Consider the following 19,020-nt stretch of genomic DNA (forward strand, 5'->3'; position numbering starts at 1 on the left):
GAATGGATCGAGGACTATAACCGCAGCCACCCGCACAAAGGGTTGAAAATGAAGTCGCCCTGGGAGTACCGGGCAGAACTGGCATCAAATTGATGAGGTGGTGTCCGGTTTAGCGGGGGCAACTACAGTCACCGACCGCACCAGCCTTCCCATATAGCGCAGCGTGAAGAAATTCAGCGCACTCAGGGCAATCGCAATTTCCAGGTGGTGGTAGGCCACAGCCACACCGATGGCGCCGCAATTCCAGATACTGGCGGCGGTGGCGGTGCCGATTACGCGGCTGTCGTCTTTGAGGATGGCGCCGCCGCCAATGAAGCCGATGCCGGTGACGATGCCTTGCAGTACGCGGCCCTGTTCACCCGGGGAGTCGATGACGGCGCGGCCAACGAGCATGAAGCCACATGAGACCACGGCCACCAGCGGGAAGGTTCTCAGGCCGATCCTGGGGCCCTGTTCTTCCCGGTCAAAACCGATGGGGAACGCCAGCAGATAGGCAATGGCCATCAACAGCAGGTGGTTGAGGGTGAGCATCCAATCAACGTTGAGCAAGTCTGGCATGGGGATTTCCGGGGTTTGAAGTTTTTGTTGTCGCTTGATCGAGATTAGCCCTGGTCTGCACCGGCTTCAATCATTTCCGCCCCTGTTCGGGCGTAATCGCTGTTTTCCCACTTTCGGGAATGGTAGGTTCTAAAGGCCGGGTTTGGCAGACGTTATCCTGAGTTTGAGGAAGAGTCCTATCTATGCGCAATAATGGCGACCCTACCAACATGCAACAGCTGCTGGAGCAAATTCGCGAGTCGGCGGCTGGGGCCGGGCGCGTGTCGGTGAACGATATCCTTAACGGCGTAGGGGAACGTTCGTTCGGACCTGTGGTGCTCGTAGCAGGGCTGATCACCCTGGCGCCGTTGATCGGCGACATCCCTGGCGTTCCAACCATTCTGGGGCTGGTGGTTCTGCTGACACTGGGGCAACTGCTGTTCCACAGACGCACCATCTGGATGCCATCCTGGATTTCCCAGCGCTCCGTGCCTCAGGACAAGCTCCTGAAGGGACTGGACTGGCTGCAAAAACCGGCCCGATTCCTGGATCGTTGGACAGGGCCGCGCCTGGTGTTTTTGGTGAACGGGCCAGGGCTCTATGTGATGGCCGTGATCTGCATGCTGGTGGCTCTGGCGATGCCGGCGATGGAAGTGGTGCCCTTCAGCGCCAATGGTGGCGGTGCCGCGTTGATGGCCTTCGGGCTGGCCATTGTAGCGCGGGACGGGTTGCTGGCTATTGTGGCAACGTCGCTCACGCTGGTGACCGGCTGGTTTGTGGTTACCGGGTTGGCAGGGTAATGCTAGAGGTGTAAAAAGGAGCCGTCCGTTGGCCCAAAGATGCAGTGGAGCAGACGCTCCTCTAGTCGCTTTCAGGGACTAACACATCTTCAGTACACCAGATCCATATGACAGTTCTATGACTGTCGGTTATCTCTCGTTTCCATGAAGTTCTTCAAAAAATACCTTGGTGCGCTCCGTGATTTCGTCCAGTTTGTCATCCCATGTGCGTTTGTAGCTCTTGAAGGCATCGTCGCTCAGGGTTGAGAAACGTGCGCCCGCCTCTGCCAGCGCGCGCGAACTGTCGGCAAAAGCGTCGAAATTCGGTTCACCCAGCTTGTCGCTGCTTCGATTGAGGTCCGCAGCTGTCCGCTGCAGGGCACTTCGATCTCTCTCAGGCGCCCGCTGGTTGTCTTCCAGCGCCTCTCCGATGGACTTTTCCAGCTCTTCCATCAGTCCCTGCAAGGCACGCCCGTACTCCTCCATTGCCTGCTCTGCCCGCCGGCGTGTCTGGTCGGAATACGCTTCGAATTCGCGGGTAATGGCGTCCATCTGGCGAGAGAGATCGTCGGAGGACTGTCCGAAACTGGTCGTCAAGCGCTCGCCCAGCTTGTTGATTTCGCCCATTAAGCCTCCAAACGGGGAGGGATTCATAATCGCCTCACCCGTACGGCCGTAGTCCACCAGCCAGTCGCCGTTCAGTTCCACAAGGTAGGTATTCACTTCCCGGCGTTCGCCGGGGACGCCATTTTCAGCGGGCAAGCGGGTCACGATCGTGGCTTCGAGATCTTCGATAACCACCCGACCAAAATCAGGCACGGTGTCAGACCAGTCCCGGGCGTAGCTATCGAAGGCAGAGGGGGCGGCAAGCGTCGACAGGTCGGCAACGGTATCCGCGTCTTTCTCGGACATGGCCTGCCAGAACTCGGCGGCCACTTCCTGGGGAGTTTCCGGCTTGCTGCATCCAGTGACCACAACGACTGCCAGCGTTAGTGCCACCACTCTGAACCACGAGTAACTCATTCGCCCATCCTCAATCAATGTTCAATACCGGGCGAATGATACTATAGGCTTTAGAGGTTACAGGTCAGATTTACCAATTCTTCATCAAACACGCGGCGGTTCTCGCTGTAGTCCACGGGCACATCAATCAGATGCACGCCACCTGAGTTCAGGGCCTCTTTCAGTGTCGGCCGCAGGTCCTCGGTGCGGGTGATTCGATGGCCGGTGGCGCCATAGGCATCGGCGTATTTCACGAAGTCCGGGTTGTTGTAATCCAGCCCGAAGTTCTGGAATCCTTCCTGGGCCTGCTTCCATTTGATCATGCCGTAGGCATTGTCGTTGATGATGAGTATCACCAGGTTAAGTTTCAGCCGCACGGCGGTTTCCAGTTCCTGGCTGTTCATCATGAAGCCACCGTCGCCGCACACCGCCATCACCTTAAGGTGTGGGTAGAGCATGGCCGCCATCATGGCGCTGGGCAAGCCGGCGCCCATGGAGGCCAGGGCATTGTCGAGCAGTACAGTGTTGTTGTCGTAGGCCGGGTAATTCCGCGCGAACCAGAGTTTGTACATGCCGTTGTCCAGCGCGATGATGCCGTCGTCAGGCATGATCTGGCGCACGTCGTTGACAATGCGCTGGGGAATGACCGGGAAACGACCATCGTTCGCCTTGTCGGCCATATGGCTGTCTACGGAGGCCTTCACCTCCATAAACCGGCTGAAGTCGTGTGAGGAGCACTGCCCGCATTGTTCAGCCAGGTATTCCACACTGTTGGCGATGTCGCCCACCACTTCGTGCTGCGGGAAATAAACCGGGTCCACGTCGGCGGCGCTGAAGTTCACATGGATAACCTGTTTGCCACCGGGATGCATAAAAAAGGGTGGTTTCTCAACCACATCGTGCCCGACGTTGATCACCAGGTCGGCATGATCAATGGCGCAGTGCACAAAATCACCGTCCGAAAGTGCCGCGTTGCCCAGATAGCGGGGGTGGCGTTCATCCACCACGCCCTTTCCCATCTGGGTGGTAAAGAAGGGAATGCCGGTCGCGTTGACCAGGTGGATCAGGGCCTGGGAAACCCGTTTGCGATTGGCGCCGGCGCCAATCATGATCAGCGGGTATCTGGCTTTGCTGATCATGTCGCAGGCGATGTCCAGGCTCTTGGTGCTCGCAGTGGGCCGGCGGGCATCACTGGGCTGGAAGATATGGGTATCGCTCTCTGCCACCTCGGAGGCGATGTCTTCAGGTAATTCGAGATGGACTGCACCGGGGCGCTCTTCCGACGCCAACCGGAAGGCTTCCCTCACCTTGGCGGGGATGGTGTTGGCGTTGCTGATCTGGCGGGTGTACTTGGTGAGCGGCCGCATCAGGTCCACCACGTCCAGGATCTGGAACAGCCCCTGCTTGGATGACTTGATGGGCTTCTGCCCGGAGATCATCATCATTGGCATGGCCCCAAGCTGGGCGTAGGCGGCCGCTGTTACCAAGTTGGTAGCGCCAGGGCCCAGGGTAGACAGACAAACACCCACGCGGCCTGTCAGGCGCCCGTAGGTCGCAGCCATGAAGCCCGCTGCCTGCTCGTGTCGATTGAGAACCAGCTCAATGCTGGACTCGCGCAAGGCCTCAAGGAGATCCAGGTTTTCTTCACCCGGTACCGCGAAGATGTACCGAACACCTTCGTTTTCCAGGGCGCGAACAAATAGCTCGGCACCGTTGCGGCGGTTACTGGCCTCAGCGCTCATCATCTCTCCTGTTCTGGCTTGGTTGAAACTACCCGTCCTGCGGAGGCTCTGCCTGCAGCGCCTCCGCAGGTAACCGGTCTCGGCCCCAACTGCGGTGAACGCGGCTGATCACCCGTTCCAATTCCTCTTCGCCCACTTCCGCGGGTTCACCGCGCTCAAGGGGATCGAAGTGAAAAATGTACAGCCGCGAGGCGAACTGTTCAAAGGGCAAGGATGCCTCACCGAACCGTTCACCTTTCCTGGAGGTACTGACCACCACGTCGTCGCCCCAATTCTGGCCGCTGTCGTTATTGGGGTTAAAGAAATACACCCGCATGACTTCTTCCGGATCAAGGGTCACACGAAGGATGGTGATGGCGTGCCAGCCAATGAACCTAGCAGCGCTGTCGGTAACCGCTACGCCTGCCGGTTGCGGGTGAATCAGAGGTTGGTTGCCATTGTAATAGGGGTGGTAACTGGCATAAAAGTGCCGCAGGAACGTTTCCAGCTCTTCCAGGTGCCCGGTTGCAACGTCCACGTTAATACGGAATCCCCGGCCAGCGGACCATCCATGGAACTCGGGGTTAACCCACTGATGGGGGTCGCCCTGACGCTCCACACACAGGCGGCCCATTTCCGCGTATATCCGGTCAAGGTGCGGCACCACCACCAGCGACACCGGATCCAGGTCGAGCGTCACTTCGGAAGCCACACCGCCCTGGCTACTGGACGAAGAAACCGGGCGACCTTCAAAGTGCATGATAATTTCGTTGTCGCGGGCGGCCCAGGCCACCATCTGCAACAGATAGTCCGGATCGTTGTATGCCCACATGGACAGCGCCCGTGCCGACTGGCAGGTGGGGTTATTACCCTGCCCCACACCAAGGGGCTGGCCCAGCATGTTAAGCACACCCTGTAACAGCCACGCCTTCGGCTGCGGCTGATATCCATACGCCAACTGGATGCGTTCACGGGCTTGCGTGCAGATAGAAAGCCTGGCCTGGCGCCACAGCGCAGGCGCAAGTGGCGGCTGATAGAGAATGCCTCGCTCCAGCATCAACGCAAGGCCATACAGGCCTTGTGCGGTTTCCGGATAAACACCTTCGTTGATCAACTCGTGCACCAGATCCTTGTAGCACAGCAGGCAATCACGGCCGGTACTGGACAGGCCCAGGGCTTCCGTCAGTAGCGCATCCTGACTCTCCAGGATGTGGCGGACAAACGTGGCGTGATAGGGAGATACCAACCCGGTGTCGTGCATGGAACGGGCGAAACCGGTCGCCTCACTTTGCAGGGCCACGGCGTCCATGGACTGCAGCCGTTCCTGGTAGACAGGAATGCCAGGATCTTCACGGCACGCCTGTGTCGGCCCGTAAAGGCTTGAAATCAGCCGTTCCGCACCCTGGCCCGCACCACCGAGATCCACATTGGGGTCGATACGGCTCAGTGCAATCTGGGTAATCATCTGCCGCACACTGCTGACCTGGATCGGTCGCTGCTGCAATATCCGCCAGATCTCTTCAATCAACTGATCAATAACATGTTCATACCCGATCTGGGTGGCAACATGCTGTACTACCGCACGGCTGACCAGTGCCAGCTTGCCCTGTTCCCGCTCGGCCTCGCCTGCTTCACCAAACAGCATGTTCAGGTTGATGGCCAATACCTGAGTCAGGTAGTGATGCGCCTGTTCCGCCGACATCGACTCGTGCAGGTACTCACCACGCGCTACCGCTAGCAGGCGCAGTTCACTGAGCGCTTCGATGATGACCGTGTCGGCCTGCGGGCTTTGCAGGGAGAAGGTGGTCAACGATGGCAATAGAATGGAAGGGTCTGCCCAGTCGGTTCCCAGGAACACGCCGGCTTTCTCAAGCCGTTCGGCTCGCTGTTCAATCGCAAGGCAGCCCTCGGGCTGCAGAAGTACCCGTCGCACGATGTCGAACAACCGGGGCAACTTGCCTAGTTTGGCAAAAGCGCGGCTCTCATCGAGAGCCGCAATGGCATCGTCCAGTCGCTGAACCAGCTTATCGAAATTGACGACAGGTGCCGGATTTCCAGCGTCGGAGTTGCTCAAACTGTGTTCCTCAGAGTCTGGACCAGACCCGTTGTTGTTAATTCCTTACGGAATTATACATAGAAATCCAGTTCTTCCTGATGTTTCAGTAAATCACGCATCACATAAGGGTCTTCACCGAAGAAGTAAATCAGCCCCCAATGCGTGCCGAACGCAGTGCGCTTGGTGACCGTTTCCTCCAGAGGCGGCGTCAGTTCGTGGGACTCGAAATAATCGTGATTTTCGGTTTCCTCAGGCATTTCAAGCTTGTTGACCACACGACGGCGCGGATAAACGCCGAAACAGCCGGCATAACCCTTGGCGTCCACCACTTCTTTCGGGAAGAAGGCTTTAACCTCTTCGGCGGTGGTTTTCGGGTCGAAGGTCATGATCAATGCCTGATAGGCGTTGAAGCCGTACGCACGTTCAAGCAGCTCGAACACCTTGAAGCCCGGCGGCCGGTATGCCACCTCGCCAAAGTACATGGTGCTGTCGCTGGTCACGAAGTACTCGGGGTGGATAAACCCAAATTCGATATCGAACGTTTTGATCAATTTTTCGATCTCGCGGGTAATCTGCTCCCGATATTTCTCCAGGTCCGGCGTGGCCGGTACAAACACCGAGTACCCCAGGGTCACGTACTCCGAGATGTTCAGGAACGCGATCTTGCCGTTATGAATCCACGCCTCAACGGCAAATTCCCAACCGTCCAGGTGGGATTCCATCAACACCGGGAATTCCTCCTCGGGAATGGTATCCACTTCATCCGGGGTACGAATCACCCGGTGGCCCAGACAACCGGCCTTGTCGAATGCTTTGAGGTGAATCGGGTCATTCGGGTCACCGTCCAGCTTCAGCAGGGTCTGGTTGACGCGCTTGAGGAAACGGATAACGTCGTCCCGGTCGTGGGCTTCCTCGAAGATCCCCACACGAATGCCGCCCAACTGCGCGCGGCGTTTCATCAGAGCCTTGTCCCGCAACAACATGGACTGGCCGAACAGCTTTGGCTGATCCATCAGAACCGAATTGATAGCGCCGGCCCATTCCACGGTTTCCTCAAACAATGGGATAGCCACATTAACGCCCATCTCTTTGAGTGTCTGAGCAATCTCAACCGACCGGTCGTTCAGGCGTTCGAAGTTCCAAGGCACATAGGGAATGTCATGTTCCTTGCAGTAAGCCTCTGCCCAATCCGGCGCAACCACCACATATCGTCGATCAAATTTATCGGCGGCTTCCACCGCGTTCAGGCTCCATCCCAGGAGTGCGATATAGCCTTTATTCGGATCGAATTCTTGCTCGCTCATGTTCGTTCTCCTTGGTGGTGTTTCCTTATAACCTAACGTTTCAGGCGCAAATCGCAACCGGGCCCGACGCCCGAAAAACAAAAAGCGCCGGCAGCCTCAGCTTTTAAGCCAGGACTACCAGCGCTTCTGCCAGCGTTAGATCGTTTAGGAATATCAGCTCAATTTCAGGGTTGAGAGCGTTCGTTCCCGCACTTTGTTGAGTAATTGCTCATCGTCGACCAGTGATTGACCGTAGGACGGCACCATCACTTTCATACGCTCCTGCCATTCCTGTGATTCCATACGTTCCGGAAAGCAACGTTGGATCACATCAATCATGGCCTGGACAGCGGTTGAAGCCCCCGGCGATGCGCCAAGCAAAGCGGCCAGGGTGCCGTCTTTCGCCGCCACAATTTCAGTACCGAACTCCAGCTTACCGCCACCTTCGGGCGACTTCTTGATGATCTGCACCCGCTGGCCGGCGTCCTGCAGGCGCCAGTCTTCTTCGCGGGCGTCCGGGAAATAGTTGCGCAGTGAGGCCACCCGGTCGCTGTGTGACTGGAATACCTCACCAATCAGATAGCGGGTCAGGTCCATGTTGGTGCGACTCACCGATAGCATGGGGCGAAGATTCGCTGAACGGACCGAGCCGAACAGATCGAATACCGAGCCCTGCTTGAGAAATCGCGTGGTAAAGCCAGCAAACGGGCCAAACAGAAGGGCCGGCTCGCCGTTGATGATACGGGTATCCAGGTGCGGCACGGACATGGGTGGCGCGCCAATCGGCGCTTTGCCATACACCTTGGAGTGATGCTGCTCTACAACCTCAGGCTTTTGGCAAACCAGCCACTGGCCGCTGACCGGGAAACCGCCGTAACCCTTGGATTCGTCGATATTCGATTTCTGCAACATCGGCAGGGCGCCACCACCGGCACCCAGGAAGACAAACCCCGCCTCAAGCTTCGTCAGCTCGCCGGTTTTCTGGTTCTTGACCCGCACCTTCCAACGACCATTGTCACGTTTGGCCAGATAGTGCACGGGGCTGCTGAGCATCAGTTCAAAATTCGGCGTGGTTTCCAGAAACTCCACCATACTGCGGGTGAGAGAGCCAAAGTCCACGTCTGAACCGTGCTTGATGCGCGTTGCCGCCACTTTCTGCATCGGGTCCCTGTTGTTCACCACCAGCGGCATCCATTCTTCCAGATCCCGCGGGGATTCGGTGTACTCCATTTCGCGGAACAGGTGATGGGCGCTGAGTTTTTCGTGGCGACGCTTGAGGAACTTCACGCCATCCTCACCCCAGACAAAACTCTGGTGAGGGGTGCGGTTGATGAAGCTTTTGGGCTCCGGCAGCATGCCCTGTTCAACCAGATGGGACCAGAACTGCAAAGACACTTCGAACGAGGCATTGATCTTCAATGCCCGCTCGATAGCAACATCGCCATCGTCGGTTTCGGGGGTGTAATTGAGTTCGCAGTAGCCGGCGTGCCCGGTCCCTGCATTATTCCATCCGTCGGTGCTTTCATGGGCTACGTGATCAAGACGTTCAACCATGACGATGTCCAGGGAAGGATCAAGCTGCCTGAGCATCATGCCGAGGGTGGCGCTCATGACGCCCCCGCCGACCAGCACCACATCTGCCTGTCTAACGGCCATTGGTTATCACCCTAGCTAGTTTAAAGCCTGTTGCCCGCCCACGATCAGCAGAAGGGCTTTGAAATTGTGGCGCGATTATCCCGTTTTTTGGTCGGATAATAAATTGCGATTATCAACTGACTCGTGATCTGGCGCCCAGGGGTTGGGCGCGCCAACCTATCTGACAAAGGCCAACGTCCTGATTTGTTTACCAACGGTGGCCGTGAGTAGGTCAAACGTTTAAAATGCGCTCGCCGGGCGCGCTTTATTACATTCTCGCGTCTGCGCTCGACGATATCACCGCCACTTTAGTCTCATACCGTGCGGCTTACACCAACAGGGCATCCTTTATGCTATTGGCAATCGCAGCAATCATCGCTGGCCTGGTTTTACTTGTTTGGAGCGCAGACCGCTTCATTGAAGGCGCGGCGGCCACCGCCAAACACCTCGGTATGCCATCGCTGTTGATTGGTATGGTGATTATCGGATTCGGAACCTCTGCGCCTGAACTGGCAGTGTCAGTCATGGCCGCGCTCGATGGCAATCCCGGGCTAGCCCTGGGTAATGCCTATGGCTCTAACATCACCAATATTGCGGTGATCGTTGGCCTTACCGCAGTGATCGCCCCTATAGCAGTGCATTCCCAGGTAATTCGAAAGGAGCTTCCGTTGCTGCTGGTTCTGACGGCCATTGCCGGATACCAGCTGATTGACGGTGAACTGTCCAGGGTTGATGGCTGTGTGCTGCTGGGGGTATTCGCGGCGGTGATGGGCTGGTCTATTTTTCAGGGGATTCGAGGTAAAGGCGACTCTTTGATTGGCGAGACCGACTCAGAGTTGGCCGCCCACCCGATGCCTCTGAAAAGCGCCCTGATGTGGCTGGTCATTGGCCTTATATTGTTGCTGGTTAGCTCACGGATGCTGGTCTGGGGTGCGGTGTTCATCGCCCAGGGCCTTGGTGTCAGCGACCTGATCATCGGGCTGACCATTGTGGCCATTGGCACGTCACTGCCTGAACTGGCGTCTGCACTGGCAGCGGTCAAGAAAAACGAGCACGACCTGATTCTCGGCAACATCGTCGGGTCCGGGATATTCAACACCCTGGCCGTGGTTGGCCTGGCTGCCACCATCGAGCCGCTGTCCGTCGACATGGAAGTGCTCTATCGCGACTGGACACTCATGACCGCCCTGACGGTCGGCCTACTGGTAATGAGCTTTGGCCTGGCCGGCAAAGCACGGGTAATTGGCCGGCCCGACGGGCTGTTACTGCTCGTCGTATATGTATGCTACACCAGCTACCTGGTGTCCACGGTCATTCGCTGAACCGCCGCGGAGGGGCGAATTGCACTGCGTACAACTCGCCTCTGCGCAGAAAGCTAGCCCTGATTTTCCCGGAACTCCATCGCCACCGAATTCAGGCAGTAGCGTTGCCCGGTGGGCGGGGGGCCATCGGGAAACACATGCCCCAGGTGGCTGTCACAACGCGGACAGCGGATTTCCGTGCGAGCCATGCCCATGCTGTTGTCTTCAATATAGCGGATGTGGTCGGTGTCAAAGGGCTGAAAAAAACTCGGCCAACCCGTGCCAGAATCGAACTTGGAATCGGAACTGAACAGCGGCAATTCGCACAACCGGCAGTAATAGACACCTGCGTTCTTGTTGTCCAGCAAAGTGCCGCAAAATGGCCGTTCGGTGCCATGATCCAGCAACACGCGACGCTCATCGTCCGTCAGGCCTGCGGCCTTTTCTTCCACTTGTTGTGGCGTTAACGGGGTCAGGTCATAACCTGCAGCAGAAACGCTCATAGCAGCCTCCTCAGGCAATATCGTTGTCGGTGTAACCAGGCTTGAGCTGATCACCGAAGGTGTCCACAAGCTTTTCCATCTTTGGTGCCGCAACAGCCATAATGTAGGGCTGGTACGGATTCCGTGCGGCAAAATTCTGATGATAGTCTTCCGCCGGATGAAAGGCACCCAACGGCTCCAGGGTCGTCACCAGAGGATTATCATAAACGCCTGCCGAGTTCAGTTGGCGGATGTAGGCTTCCGCCACCTGTTTCTGTTCGTCATTCTCGTAAAAAATGGCGGAACGATACTGGGTACCACGGTCATTCCCCTGGCGATTAAGCTGGGTTGGGTCGTGGGCCACTGAGAAAAACACCTTCAGAAGTTCCCCGAAGCTGACGGTTTGCGGGTCGTAATGAACGTCCACCACTTCGGCGTGGCCGGTCTGGCCGCTGCAAACTGCCTCATAGTTGGCGGTATCCGCTCTGCCACCGGCATACCCGGATTCCACCCGGCTAACGCCGTTCACCGCCAGGAAAACGGCTTCCACACACCAAAAACAGCCCCCGCCAAGCACTACCCTTTGCTCGCGGTGATCGCCGGTTGGCAAATCGCTTTCAGGCTCCGGAAAGCGACTCTTCGGTACATTCAGGCCCGGAATCGTGCAGGATGTGGACATAATAAGCCTCTGCGTCTAAGTCATTACCGTTCATTCAGTTTTCCAATGTCCAAGTGTGGCCTTCCTGTCCGGTTTTAGCTACCCCCACTTTGGGGGCATCAAAGAATCAGCAAGCCAACCAGCGCACTGCCCGGTGCCAGTATCCAGACCGGCACCTTCCATATCGCCAGGGAAACCCAGGCCAGCAGGACAAACGCAATTCCCGCAGCATCATGCACGGCAGAGGTCCACACCGGATCATACAGCGCCGCCAGCAGAAGCCCGACAACGCCGGCGTTCACCCCGGCCAGGGCCGCTCTCGCAGCTGCATGGTTACGAATATAAGACCACAGAGGTAGACCGGCAAATACCAGCAGGGTTCCTGGCAGGAAAACAGCAACCACAGCCACGGCGGAACCGGTCCATCCGCTCTCGACACCCCCCAAGAACGCCGAGAAAGTGAAGAGTGGGCCGGGCATGGCCTGTGCGACGCCGTAGCCGGCCAGGAAGGCATCCGCCGACAGGTGTTCGGGCGCCACAAAACCCTCCTGCAGCCAGGGCAACACCACATGGCCACCCCCGAACACCAACGCTCCCGCACGATAGAGTTCAGACCAGATCCAGGCCAGCGAGCCGGAAGCCAGCGGTAGGAATGCCAACAACAGCAACACTGAAAACGCCACCAGGAATGCCATCGGCCGTCGGGTCTGCACCGGTATGGTTAATGTCTCTTCCACGCGCTTTTGCGGCAATTGCATCGCAGCACCCACAGCGCCGGCTGCGAGCAGGACGAGTATCTGCATCCAGGCTGCGCCCACCATCAGCAGGACAACTGCGACCACCACGGCAATCGACAGGCGTGGAGCATCCGGGCACAGTGTTTTGCCCATTTGCCATACCGCTTGGGCAACCACGGCGACCACAAACAGCTTAAGCCCGGTTATCCAGCCACCCTGCCCTGCATCCGGCCACAGGCCAAGGCCGAGTGCAAACAGCGTCATCAACAATGCCGACGGCAGAGTAAAACCAAGCCAGGCTGCTGCAGCGCCACGATAGCCCCGCTGAAGGAAACCCAGGGTTAACCCTACCTGGCTGGAAGCAGGACCGGGTAATAGCTGACACAGTGCCACCACCTCGCCGTAGGCGGAGTCCGACAACCAACGCCGGCGCTTTACGAATTCATCATGAAAAAATCCCAGATGGGCCGCCGGACCGCCGAAAGACGTCAGGCCGAGACGCAGAAACAATAGAAAAATGTGCCAGGCTGGCAAAGCTCCGGCGTACGTATCCTTGGTCATGGAACGCTCTGATCATGGCAACGTGTGTTAAGAATGATGAACATTATGACTCCCCGGTTGCATCACTCCCAGTCCCGACCATAATGAAGGGACGGGTTGACCGGATCGTGACAGGTAACGTTTCCAACAACCAACAGGACCAACAATGACCGCCCGGGCCCATACACCAGACAATCAGGATGAACTCCTGGAGTATCGCCTGAGCCTCCGCCTTGGCCCAGTACATGCGCGCCAGCGCCTGGGTATCGAGCGGGATGCGGAAGCTCGCGTGTTCGGGCCGGACCAGCATTCGTTCCACCTGGAGAACATCACCTCCGCCCCACGTTTTATCAGTGCCTGCCTGAAACTGACGGGTTTGTTCCGGCGAGGCCAACACAACAGCCGTCGGTTGGATACCGCCCACAATCAGTTCCACATACCCGACCTGCCCCAGGCCTTCGAGGGCTTCCGCATACTGCACCTCACCGACCTCCATGTGGATATGGATGAAGCCAACCTGCAGGCCGTGATCCGTCAGATCGAGCCCCTCGAGTACGATGTATGTGTGCTCACAGGAGATTACCGGCGCCTCACCTGGGGGCCGATCGACAACGCCATGGATGGTATGGCAAGACTTCGGGACGCGATTCACGGCAAGGCCTACGCTGTTCTGGGCAATCACGACAGCGTGCGTATGGTTCCAGGCCTTGAGGACATGGGCTATCACCTGCTGATGAATGAGCATGTCGAGCTCCAACAGGGAGACGACAAGCTCTATCTGGCGGGCGTGGACGATGCCCATTTCTACAAGGTCCACAACCTGCACAGAGCAGGTGACGAGATACCTCCAGGTGGCATCAGCGTTTTGCTGAGCCATACACCGGAAATCTGGCGCGAGGCTGCCCATGCGGGCTACGACATTTTTCTGTGCGGCCACACCCACGGCGGGCAAATCTGCCTGCCCGGAGGCGTCCCCGTAACCCTGGACGCCGATTGTCCCAGAGAACTCGGCCGTGGCTATTGGCGCCGCAATGGCATGCAGGGCTATACCTCACCGGGCGCTGGCACGTCGGTGGTTAATGTGCGCCTGAATTGCCCTCCGGAAGTGACTGTACACACCCTTACACGGGGCCCCGGCTGAACTCTGGGCTCAGTGCGGCTGATGGCGAATGCCCAGGCGGTACAGCAGGGGCGACAAAAGGATATTGGACACGGTAAACAGCACCACGACAACCGCCACCGTGAACCAGCCCAGCCCCAGCCAAAGCCACGCCAGGATCATCGGCAGCAAGGCTTCGGGGATCTGATCAAGCCCGACTGCACGGGCACTGGAGGCGAGCCCGGCACGGCGCTTGATGAAACTGCTGATGATATCGCCAATCAGGCCCAGCAACCCGAAAGCCAGGCCAAATACGACGCCTATCCCGGTTATCCATGCGAATAGACAGCACGCCAACGCACCGGACACGACACCGCGCCAGGTTTTGCTTCGTCCCAATACCGGCTGCCCATCCCGCCATAGCCTGCCGCCATCAACAGGGGCTGACCAGCGCCGGCCAAACAGCCGGGCGACCAGTACCGGTGCGCCATTTGCCAGCACCAGCATCACAAAGAGCTCGATAGAAATCAGCAATCGGCTCAGTCTCCGTCAGCACCGCTCGTCCAGCGGTAGGTCTCAGGCAAGCCCGCCTTTGGTCAGTTTCAGCGGGTCCATCAGTTCCTCCAGCCGTTTCCGGTCAAGGCCACTGCGTTCTTCCGCCACGTCAATCACCGGTCGGCCGCTCTGATAGGCCTCCTTGGCAATATCCGACGCCAGGCTATAACCGATCTCGGGGTTGAGTGCAGTAACCAGTACCGGGTTCTTGCCGACCGCAGCGTCCAGATGTTCGGTATTCACCGTGAAATCCCGAATCGCCTTGTCACCGAGCATGGCTGAGGCGTTCGTCAGCAGCTCGATCATGTCCAGCAGGTTGGCGCCTACCAGCGGTAACATCACATTCAACTGGAAGTTGCCCGATTGCCCTGCCATGGCAACGGTGCTGTCCAGCCCCATCACCTGAGCCCCGACCATGGCCACGGACTCGGGAATCACCGGATTCACCTTGCCCGGCATAATGCTGCTACCGGGCTGCAGGGCCGGCAGGCTGATTTCCGCCAGGCCGTGAATCGGCCCGCTGTTCATCCAGCGCAGGTCATTGGCGATCTTGGTCAGTATGATGGCTAGCCCCCGCAACTGGGACGACAGGGCTATGGGCGCGTCGATGGCACTCTGCCCCACGAACTTATGTTCCAGGGAGCGGAAATGGTAACTCGTATTGGACGTGAGGAACTTGACGAACTGCCCTGAAAATTCTTCCAGCGCATTCACCCCAGTTCCTACGGCAGTCCCGCCCTGGGGTATGGCAAGCAACTCCTCGGCCGCGACCTCAAGCCGTTTTTCCGCAGCGAGCAATTGCTCGCGCCAGGTTCTCAATTCCTGCCCCAGGGTGACCGGCATGGCATCCATCAGGTGAGTGCGGCCGGTCTTGACCTGATTCGCAAACAGCGCCTCACGCTCATAAATAACACCACACAAGTGGGTCAGCGCGGGAATCAGACGCTCGTATATGCCCGCCACGGCACTGATATGAATCGCAGTCGGGATCACGTCGTTGGAACTCTGGCTCATGTTGACGTGATCGTTGGGGTGAATTTCGACATCATCCCTTGCAGCCAGGGCTGCGATGACCTCGTTCACATTCATATTGGTGCTGGTGCCCGACCCCGTCTGGTAGCGATCGATGGGGAACTGGTCAGCGAATTCACCGTTTACCAGGCGGTCGCCGGCCGCGACAATCGCATCCCGCAGATCGTTATCCAGTAAACCGAGGCTGGCGTTGGCATCCGCGGCTGCCTGTTTCACCCGTACCACCGCAGCGATGAACGCCGGTGGCATTGGCAAGCCGCTTACCGGAAAATTCTCTATCGCCCTTTGGGTCTGTGCGCCCCACAGAGCCTCCTCGGGAACGCGCACTTCGCCAAGGCTGTCTTTTTCAGTCCTGAAATTCATCATGACATCCTCCTCTGTTCACAGGCATCAGGGCTCACCCGTTTGGCGGTGACTTCAGTCTGACATGGTCGCAAATGCCGGTAACCTGATCAAAATTCAGGATCAGGGTATGAACCGTGTTGGTATAGGTATCGTGAAGGTGAAACTTGAAACGGTGTTGCTTCTCTCCCTGAAGGAAGCCGTCGTACTCCCTTACCAGCTCCCGCACGTCGCCACCCTCGTCTCTCGACCAGGTGGCATTGAAGGGCCCTAGAATGGCACCGCCAGAGAGGCAAACAGTCACTTCGTGATTGGTAAGGGCGTTTTCGGGAACGGACATGGCTCACTCTCCTGACAAAACAATTACTGACAGAATAAAGTGTAGACCCTCATTGCGATTCCGAGTTCAAGGATGTGGCAAGACTGGATACCAGTGCCCGAAGGCGGTTGGGTTTGACAGGCTTATTGAGCACAGGCAGATACTGTGCACTGATAAGCCGGCGCGTTTCATCGCTGCGATCAGCGGTAATGATGGCGGCCGGGATATCACGACCAAAGTGACGACGAACCGAGTACACCGCCTGACAACCGGTCAGATTCTCATCCAGGTGGAAATCGGCCAGGATGATATCGGTGCCACCACAATGTGCCACAGCCTCCGTCGCGCTGCCCGCCGTCGCGACACTACATCCCCAGCGTTCCAGCAGGGCTCGCATACTTTCCTGTACCGGCTCTTCGTTATCGATCACCAGAACACGCAGTCCCTCGAAAAACGCGGGAGCTAATGCCAAAGGTTCCGCTTTCTGACCGCTGGCAGGCGCTTCGGTGAAGCGGGCCAGGGGAATGAGAATACTGAAACAGGACCCTTTGCCATGACGTGAATCCACACGGATGTCACAGGACAACACCCTCGCCATTCGCTCCACAATCGCCAATCCCAGGCCCACCCCTTGGCGACCACCGCCCTTGGGCAATATCTGGTGGAATTCACGAAAGATGTCCTCCAGCTTTTCCGGCTCGATGCCCACACCGGTGTCCCACACGCCGATTTCAAGGTTGGGGCCACGCTTGCGGGCAGCAAAGAGGACCCCACCTTCACGGGTGTAGCGAAACGCGTTGCTTAACAGGTTACGGAGTATCCGTGTCAGCATTCGCGGGTCAGTGCGCACGTAACCGGCGCCCGAGCGTACCCGAAAATGCAGTTCTGCGTTCTCAGCCACTGGTTCGAATTCCTGCGCCAACCCCTGCATCAGTTCGCCAATGTCGGTATTGACGATGTCCGGTCGCATGGCTTTTTGATCCAGCTTGGATATATCCAGAAGATCCGCCAACAGGTCCTCGGCACTCTCCAGGGACCGTTGTACACGCTGTACAAGTCGGTTCTCGTCCACTGGGAGGTCGCTGTCTATAAGGGCGGACACCAGCAGTCTGGCCGCATTCAGGGGTTGCAGCAGGTCATGACTGGCCGCCGCAAGATATTTGTCTTTGCTCTCATTGGCGCTCTTCAGCTCGTCGGTGCGTTCCTCCACACGACGTTCCAGATCCGCGTTGAGCCGGCGCAACTTTTCCCGTGCCTGGTGCCGCTCGGTGATATCGGCGACAAAGGCTTCCACCACTTCGGGGCCGAGGTCTGGCCGTCGCAACAGCGTGATCGCCACCTGCACCGGCGTATTGTCCGCTCGCCTGAGCCGGGCTTCCCTCGCACTGAGGCTGCCGTTGTCCAGTAACTCCTGGCGGATAGCATCAAACTCACCGGAACTGCAGAACAGCTGCTCGCGCAGGCGGATAACCCCCGTGATTAGCGCCTCTGCGCTTTCATAGCCGCAAATCCGGGCCATGGCCGGGTTGGCGGCCACAAAACCGCCCCGGAGGTTGGCCTGGAAGATACCGTGAAGGGCATTCTCAAATAGCCATTTGTAGCGATTACGTTCCTTTTCCAGCTCGTCGATCCGTTCCTGCAGAGCCGGATAATAATTCTTGCGTACCGACTGGCTGCCAAGGCCAAGCAGGTCGCCGATGTCGTAGTCAGCTTCGCTGGAATCAGAGGGCTTCTTCATAAACCACTTCAACGTCACGGCGGGAGGACTTTCGAGGATTGGTCAGGATGCATGGGTCCTGCAAGGCAAAGCCCGACAGGTAAGGGATGTCAGAGGTGGTCACACCCAGTTTGCCCAGCTTGGCTTCTAACCCCACGGCCTGTTTCAACACGATGATTCGCTCCATCAGGCGCTGTTTGATCACCGGCTTAGACATGCCCCGGGTGTCGATATCCATGGCTTCGGCCACCCGCCGGAATCGATCCTCTGCCGAGGTGTAGTTGTAGGCCACTACATGTTCCAGCAGCAGGGCGTTGCAAAGGCCATGGGGCAAATCAAGATAACCACCCAGGCTATGGGACATGGCATGCACTGCCCCCAGGATGGCGTTGGAAAAAGCCAGGCCGGCCTGCATGGAGGCCAGCATGATCTGCTCCCGCAGGTGCACATTGGCGGTATTCAGGACCAACGGTTCCAGATGGCGATTGATCAGCCGGATGGCTTCCAGCGCGTTGGTATCGGTCAGCGGCCCACTACCCGTGGAAACATAAGCTTCAATGGCATGCACCATCGCATCCACCCCGGTACAGGCTGTCAGATAGGCATCCATGGTTTCCGTCACTTCGGGGTCAATCAACGACACATCCGGCACCACCGCCTTGCTGATAATGGAGAACTTGAAACGCCGATTGGGGTCGGAAATGATCGCAAACTGGGAGACATCGGCGGATGTCCCTGCCGTGGTGGGAATCAGGATCATCGGGGGCGAGGGCGAAGTAATGGTGTCCACACCCTCAAAATCGAGAATACTCCGGCCATGGGCACTGACGATGCCGATGCCCTTGGCACAGTCCATGGGGCTGCCGCCGCCAATGGCGACAATGACATCACACTCACTGGATTTGTACAGATCTGCCCCGGCCATGACTTCATCTACTTTGGGATTGGCAGAAACACCGGTAAAAACGGTGACACGCAGCCCGGCTGTCACCAGGATGTCCATGATTTCCGTCACCCAACCGGCCTTCTCCACACCAGGGTCGGACACCAGGAACACGTGTCGAGCACCAAAGTTACTGGCAAAATTAGCCACTGCCTTGCGTGAGCCGGCACCAAAGACGATCTCGGGGGACACAAACTTGCGCAGGGCAGAAATGTCGTAGCTCATGGGCGCTCTCTTCAGTGTTGCTGTTGTTATTGTGTAGACCCTGAGTTTACCTCAACC

Annotated in this window: 17 protein-coding genes; 3 read left to right on the top strand and 14 right to left on the bottom strand. The window is 57.8% G+C overall.

The window, feature by feature from the left end:
• Positions 1-84 precede the first annotated feature (84 nt).
• Positions 85-558 (bottom strand): MgtC/SapB family protein, encoded by a 474-nt coding sequence (locus AC0B60_RS09670; RefSeq protein ID WP_465085611.1) that lies wholly within the window; start codon positions 556-558, stop codon positions 85-87.
• Positions 559-740: 182 nt separating this feature from the next.
• Here AC0B60_RS09670 and AC0B60_RS09675 point away from each other — a divergent pair, with 182 nt between their 5' ends.
• On the top strand, positions 741-1,337 hold the full coding sequence (locus AC0B60_RS09675; protein WP_465085612.1) for an exopolysaccharide biosynthesis protein: 597 nt from the start codon (positions 741-743) through the stop codon (positions 1,335-1,337).
• 129 nt (positions 1,338-1,466) lie between these two features.
• Here the strand turns inward: AC0B60_RS09675 and AC0B60_RS09680 are convergent, their stop codons facing one another.
• The 5 genes from AC0B60_RS09680 to mqo all read right to left on the bottom strand — a co-directional run bounded on the left by AC0B60_RS09680 (position 1,467) and on the right by mqo (position 9,034).
• Positions 1,467-2,339, bottom strand: a complete 873-nt coding sequence (locus tag AC0B60_RS09680; RefSeq protein WP_465085613.1) for a hypothetical protein — start codon at positions 2,337-2,339, stop codon at positions 1,467-1,469.
• Positions 2,340-2,389: 50 nt separating this feature from the next.
• Positions 2,390-4,060, bottom strand: a complete 1,671-nt coding sequence (locus AC0B60_RS09685) for an acetolactate synthase large subunit (protein ID WP_465085614.1) — start codon at positions 4,058-4,060, stop codon at positions 2,390-2,392.
• Positions 4,061-4,088: 28 nt separating this feature from the next.
• On the bottom strand, positions 4,089-6,113 hold the full coding sequence (locus tag AC0B60_RS09690; RefSeq protein WP_465085615.1) for a hypothetical protein: 2,025 nt from the start codon (positions 6,111-6,113) through the stop codon (positions 4,089-4,091).
• 53 nt (positions 6,114-6,166) lie between these two features.
• Entirely contained in the window at positions 6,167-7,399 is a 1,233-nt protein-coding gene (locus AC0B60_RS09695) for an ATP-grasp domain-containing protein (RefSeq protein ID WP_465085616.1), read from the bottom strand.
• 153 nt (positions 7,400-7,552) lie between these two features.
• A complete protein-coding gene (gene mqo / locus AC0B60_RS09700) occupies positions 7,553-9,034 on the bottom strand; it encodes a malate dehydrogenase (quinone) (protein WP_465085617.1) in 1,482 nt (493 codons plus the stop codon).
• 329 nt (positions 9,035-9,363) lie between these two features.
• On the opposite strand from mqo, the gene AC0B60_RS09705 reads away from it, so the two are divergent.
• Positions 9,364-10,335: a calcium/sodium antiporter gene (locus AC0B60_RS09705; RefSeq protein WP_465085858.1), complete on the top strand. Its 972-nt coding sequence runs from the start codon at positions 9,364-9,366 to the stop codon at positions 10,333-10,335.
• Positions 10,336-10,388: 53 nt separating this feature from the next.
• Here AC0B60_RS09705 and msrB read toward each other — a convergent pair whose 3' ends face one another.
• The 3 genes from msrB to chrA all read right to left on the bottom strand — a co-directional run bounded on the left by msrB (position 10,389) and on the right by chrA (position 12,752).
• A complete protein-coding gene (gene msrB / locus AC0B60_RS09710; RefSeq protein ID WP_465085618.1) occupies positions 10,389-10,817 on the bottom strand; it encodes a peptide-methionine (R)-S-oxide reductase MsrB in 429 nt (142 codons plus the stop codon).
• A 10-nt stretch (positions 10,818-10,827) separates the two neighbouring features.
• The gene (gene msrA, locus AC0B60_RS09715) at positions 10,828-11,475 is read right to left on the bottom strand and encodes a peptide-methionine (S)-S-oxide reductase MsrA (protein ID WP_465085619.1); all 648 of its coding nucleotides are present in this window, start codon (positions 11,473-11,475) and stop codon (positions 10,828-10,830) included.
• A 98-nt stretch (positions 11,476-11,573) separates the two neighbouring features.
• Entirely contained in the window at positions 11,574-12,752 is a 1,179-nt protein-coding gene (chrA, locus tag AC0B60_RS09720) for a chromate efflux transporter (protein WP_465085620.1), read from the bottom strand.
• Between the two features lie 145 nt (positions 12,753-12,897).
• Between chrA and AC0B60_RS09725 the strand changes: the two genes are divergently transcribed.
• A complete protein-coding gene (locus AC0B60_RS09725) occupies positions 12,898-13,872 on the top strand; it encodes a metallophosphoesterase (protein WP_465085621.1) in 975 nt (324 codons plus the stop codon).
• 9 nt (positions 13,873-13,881) lie between these two features.
• On the opposite strand, the gene AC0B60_RS09730 is transcribed toward AC0B60_RS09725, so the two are convergent.
• Genes AC0B60_RS09730 through ercA form a run of 5 tightly spaced genes read right to left on the bottom strand, consistent with a single transcriptional unit; the run spans position 13,882 to position 18,963 of the window.
• Complete coding sequence (locus tag AC0B60_RS09730) at positions 13,882-14,364, bottom strand: CDP-archaeol synthase (RefSeq protein WP_465085622.1); 483 nt, start codon at positions 14,362-14,364, stop codon at positions 13,882-13,884.
• 42 nt (positions 14,365-14,406) lie between these two features.
• Positions 14,407-15,783 carry a class II fumarate hydratase gene (locus AC0B60_RS09735; RefSeq protein ID WP_465085623.1) on the bottom strand — a complete coding sequence of 459 codons (1,377 nt, stop codon included), beginning with the start codon at positions 15,781-15,783 and terminating at the stop codon, positions 14,407-14,409.
• A gap of 31 nt (positions 15,784-15,814) precedes the next feature.
• On the bottom strand, positions 15,815-16,099 hold the full coding sequence (locus AC0B60_RS09740) for a hypothetical protein (RefSeq protein ID WP_465085624.1): 285 nt from the start codon (positions 16,097-16,099) through the stop codon (positions 15,815-15,817).
• Positions 16,100-16,148: 49 nt separating this feature from the next.
• A complete protein-coding gene (locus AC0B60_RS09745) occupies positions 16,149-17,816 on the bottom strand; it encodes a hybrid sensor histidine kinase/response regulator (RefSeq protein WP_465085625.1) in 1,668 nt (555 codons plus the stop codon).
• A complete protein-coding gene (gene ercA, locus AC0B60_RS09750) occupies positions 17,800-18,963 on the bottom strand; it encodes an alcohol dehydrogenase-like regulatory protein ErcA (RefSeq protein WP_465085626.1) in 1,164 nt (387 codons plus the stop codon). The genes AC0B60_RS09745 and ercA overlap by 17 nt, the downstream gene beginning before the upstream one ends.
• Positions 18,964-19,020 lie beyond the last annotated feature (57 nt).

Source organism: Marinobacter sp. V34 (assembly GCF_055524115.1).

What these genes read in the sequence shown, in the direction of transcription:
- AC0B60_RS09670 (WP_465085611.1), bottom strand. Translation starts at nt 558, where the DNA reads ATGCCAGACTTGCTCAACGTTGATTGGATGCTCACCCTCAACCACCTG.
- AC0B60_RS09675 (WP_465085612.1), top strand. Translation starts at nt 741, where the DNA reads ATGCGCAATAATGGCGACCCTACCAACATGCAACAGCTGCTGGAGCAA.
- AC0B60_RS09680 (WP_465085613.1), bottom strand. Translation starts at nt 2,339, where the DNA reads ATGAGTTACTCGTGGTTCAGAGTGGTGGCACTAACGCTGGCAGTCGTT.
- AC0B60_RS09685 (WP_465085614.1), bottom strand. Translation starts at nt 4,060, where the DNA reads ATGAGCGCTGAGGCCAGTAACCGCCGCAACGGTGCCGAGCTATTTGTT.
- AC0B60_RS09695 (WP_465085616.1), bottom strand. Translation starts at nt 7,399, where the DNA reads ATGAGCGAGCAAGAATTCGATCCGAATAAAGGCTATATCGCACTCCTG.
- mqo (WP_465085617.1), bottom strand. Translation starts at nt 9,034, where the DNA reads ATGGCCGTTAGACAGGCAGATGTGGTGCTGGTCGGCGGGGGCGTCATG.
- AC0B60_RS09705 (WP_465085858.1), top strand. Translation starts at nt 9,364, where the DNA reads ATGCTATTGGCAATCGCAGCAATCATCGCTGGCCTGGTTTTACTTGTT.
- msrB (WP_465085618.1), bottom strand. Translation starts at nt 10,817, where the DNA reads ATGAGCGTTTCTGCTGCAGGTTATGACCTGACCCCGTTAACGCCACAA.
- msrA (WP_465085619.1), bottom strand. Translation starts at nt 11,475, where the DNA reads ATGTCCACATCCTGCACGATTCCGGGCCTGAATGTACCGAAGAGTCGC.
- chrA (WP_465085620.1), bottom strand. Translation starts at nt 12,752, where the DNA reads ATGACCAAGGATACGTACGCCGGAGCTTTGCCAGCCTGGCACATTTTT.
- AC0B60_RS09725 (WP_465085621.1), top strand. Translation starts at nt 12,898, where the DNA reads ATGACCGCCCGGGCCCATACACCAGACAATCAGGATGAACTCCTGGAG.
- AC0B60_RS09735 (WP_465085623.1), bottom strand. Translation starts at nt 15,783, where the DNA reads ATGATGAATTTCAGGACTGAAAAAGACAGCCTTGGCGAAGTGCGCGTT.
- AC0B60_RS09740 (WP_465085624.1), bottom strand. Translation starts at nt 16,099, where the DNA reads ATGTCCGTTCCCGAAAACGCCCTTACCAATCACGAAGTGACTGTTTGC.
- AC0B60_RS09745 (WP_465085625.1), bottom strand. Translation starts at nt 17,816, where the DNA reads ATGAAGAAGCCCTCTGATTCCAGCGAAGCTGACTACGACATCGGCGAC.
- ercA (WP_465085626.1), bottom strand. Translation starts at nt 18,963, where the DNA reads ATGAGCTACGACATTTCTGCCCTGCGCAAGTTTGTGTCCCCCGAGATC.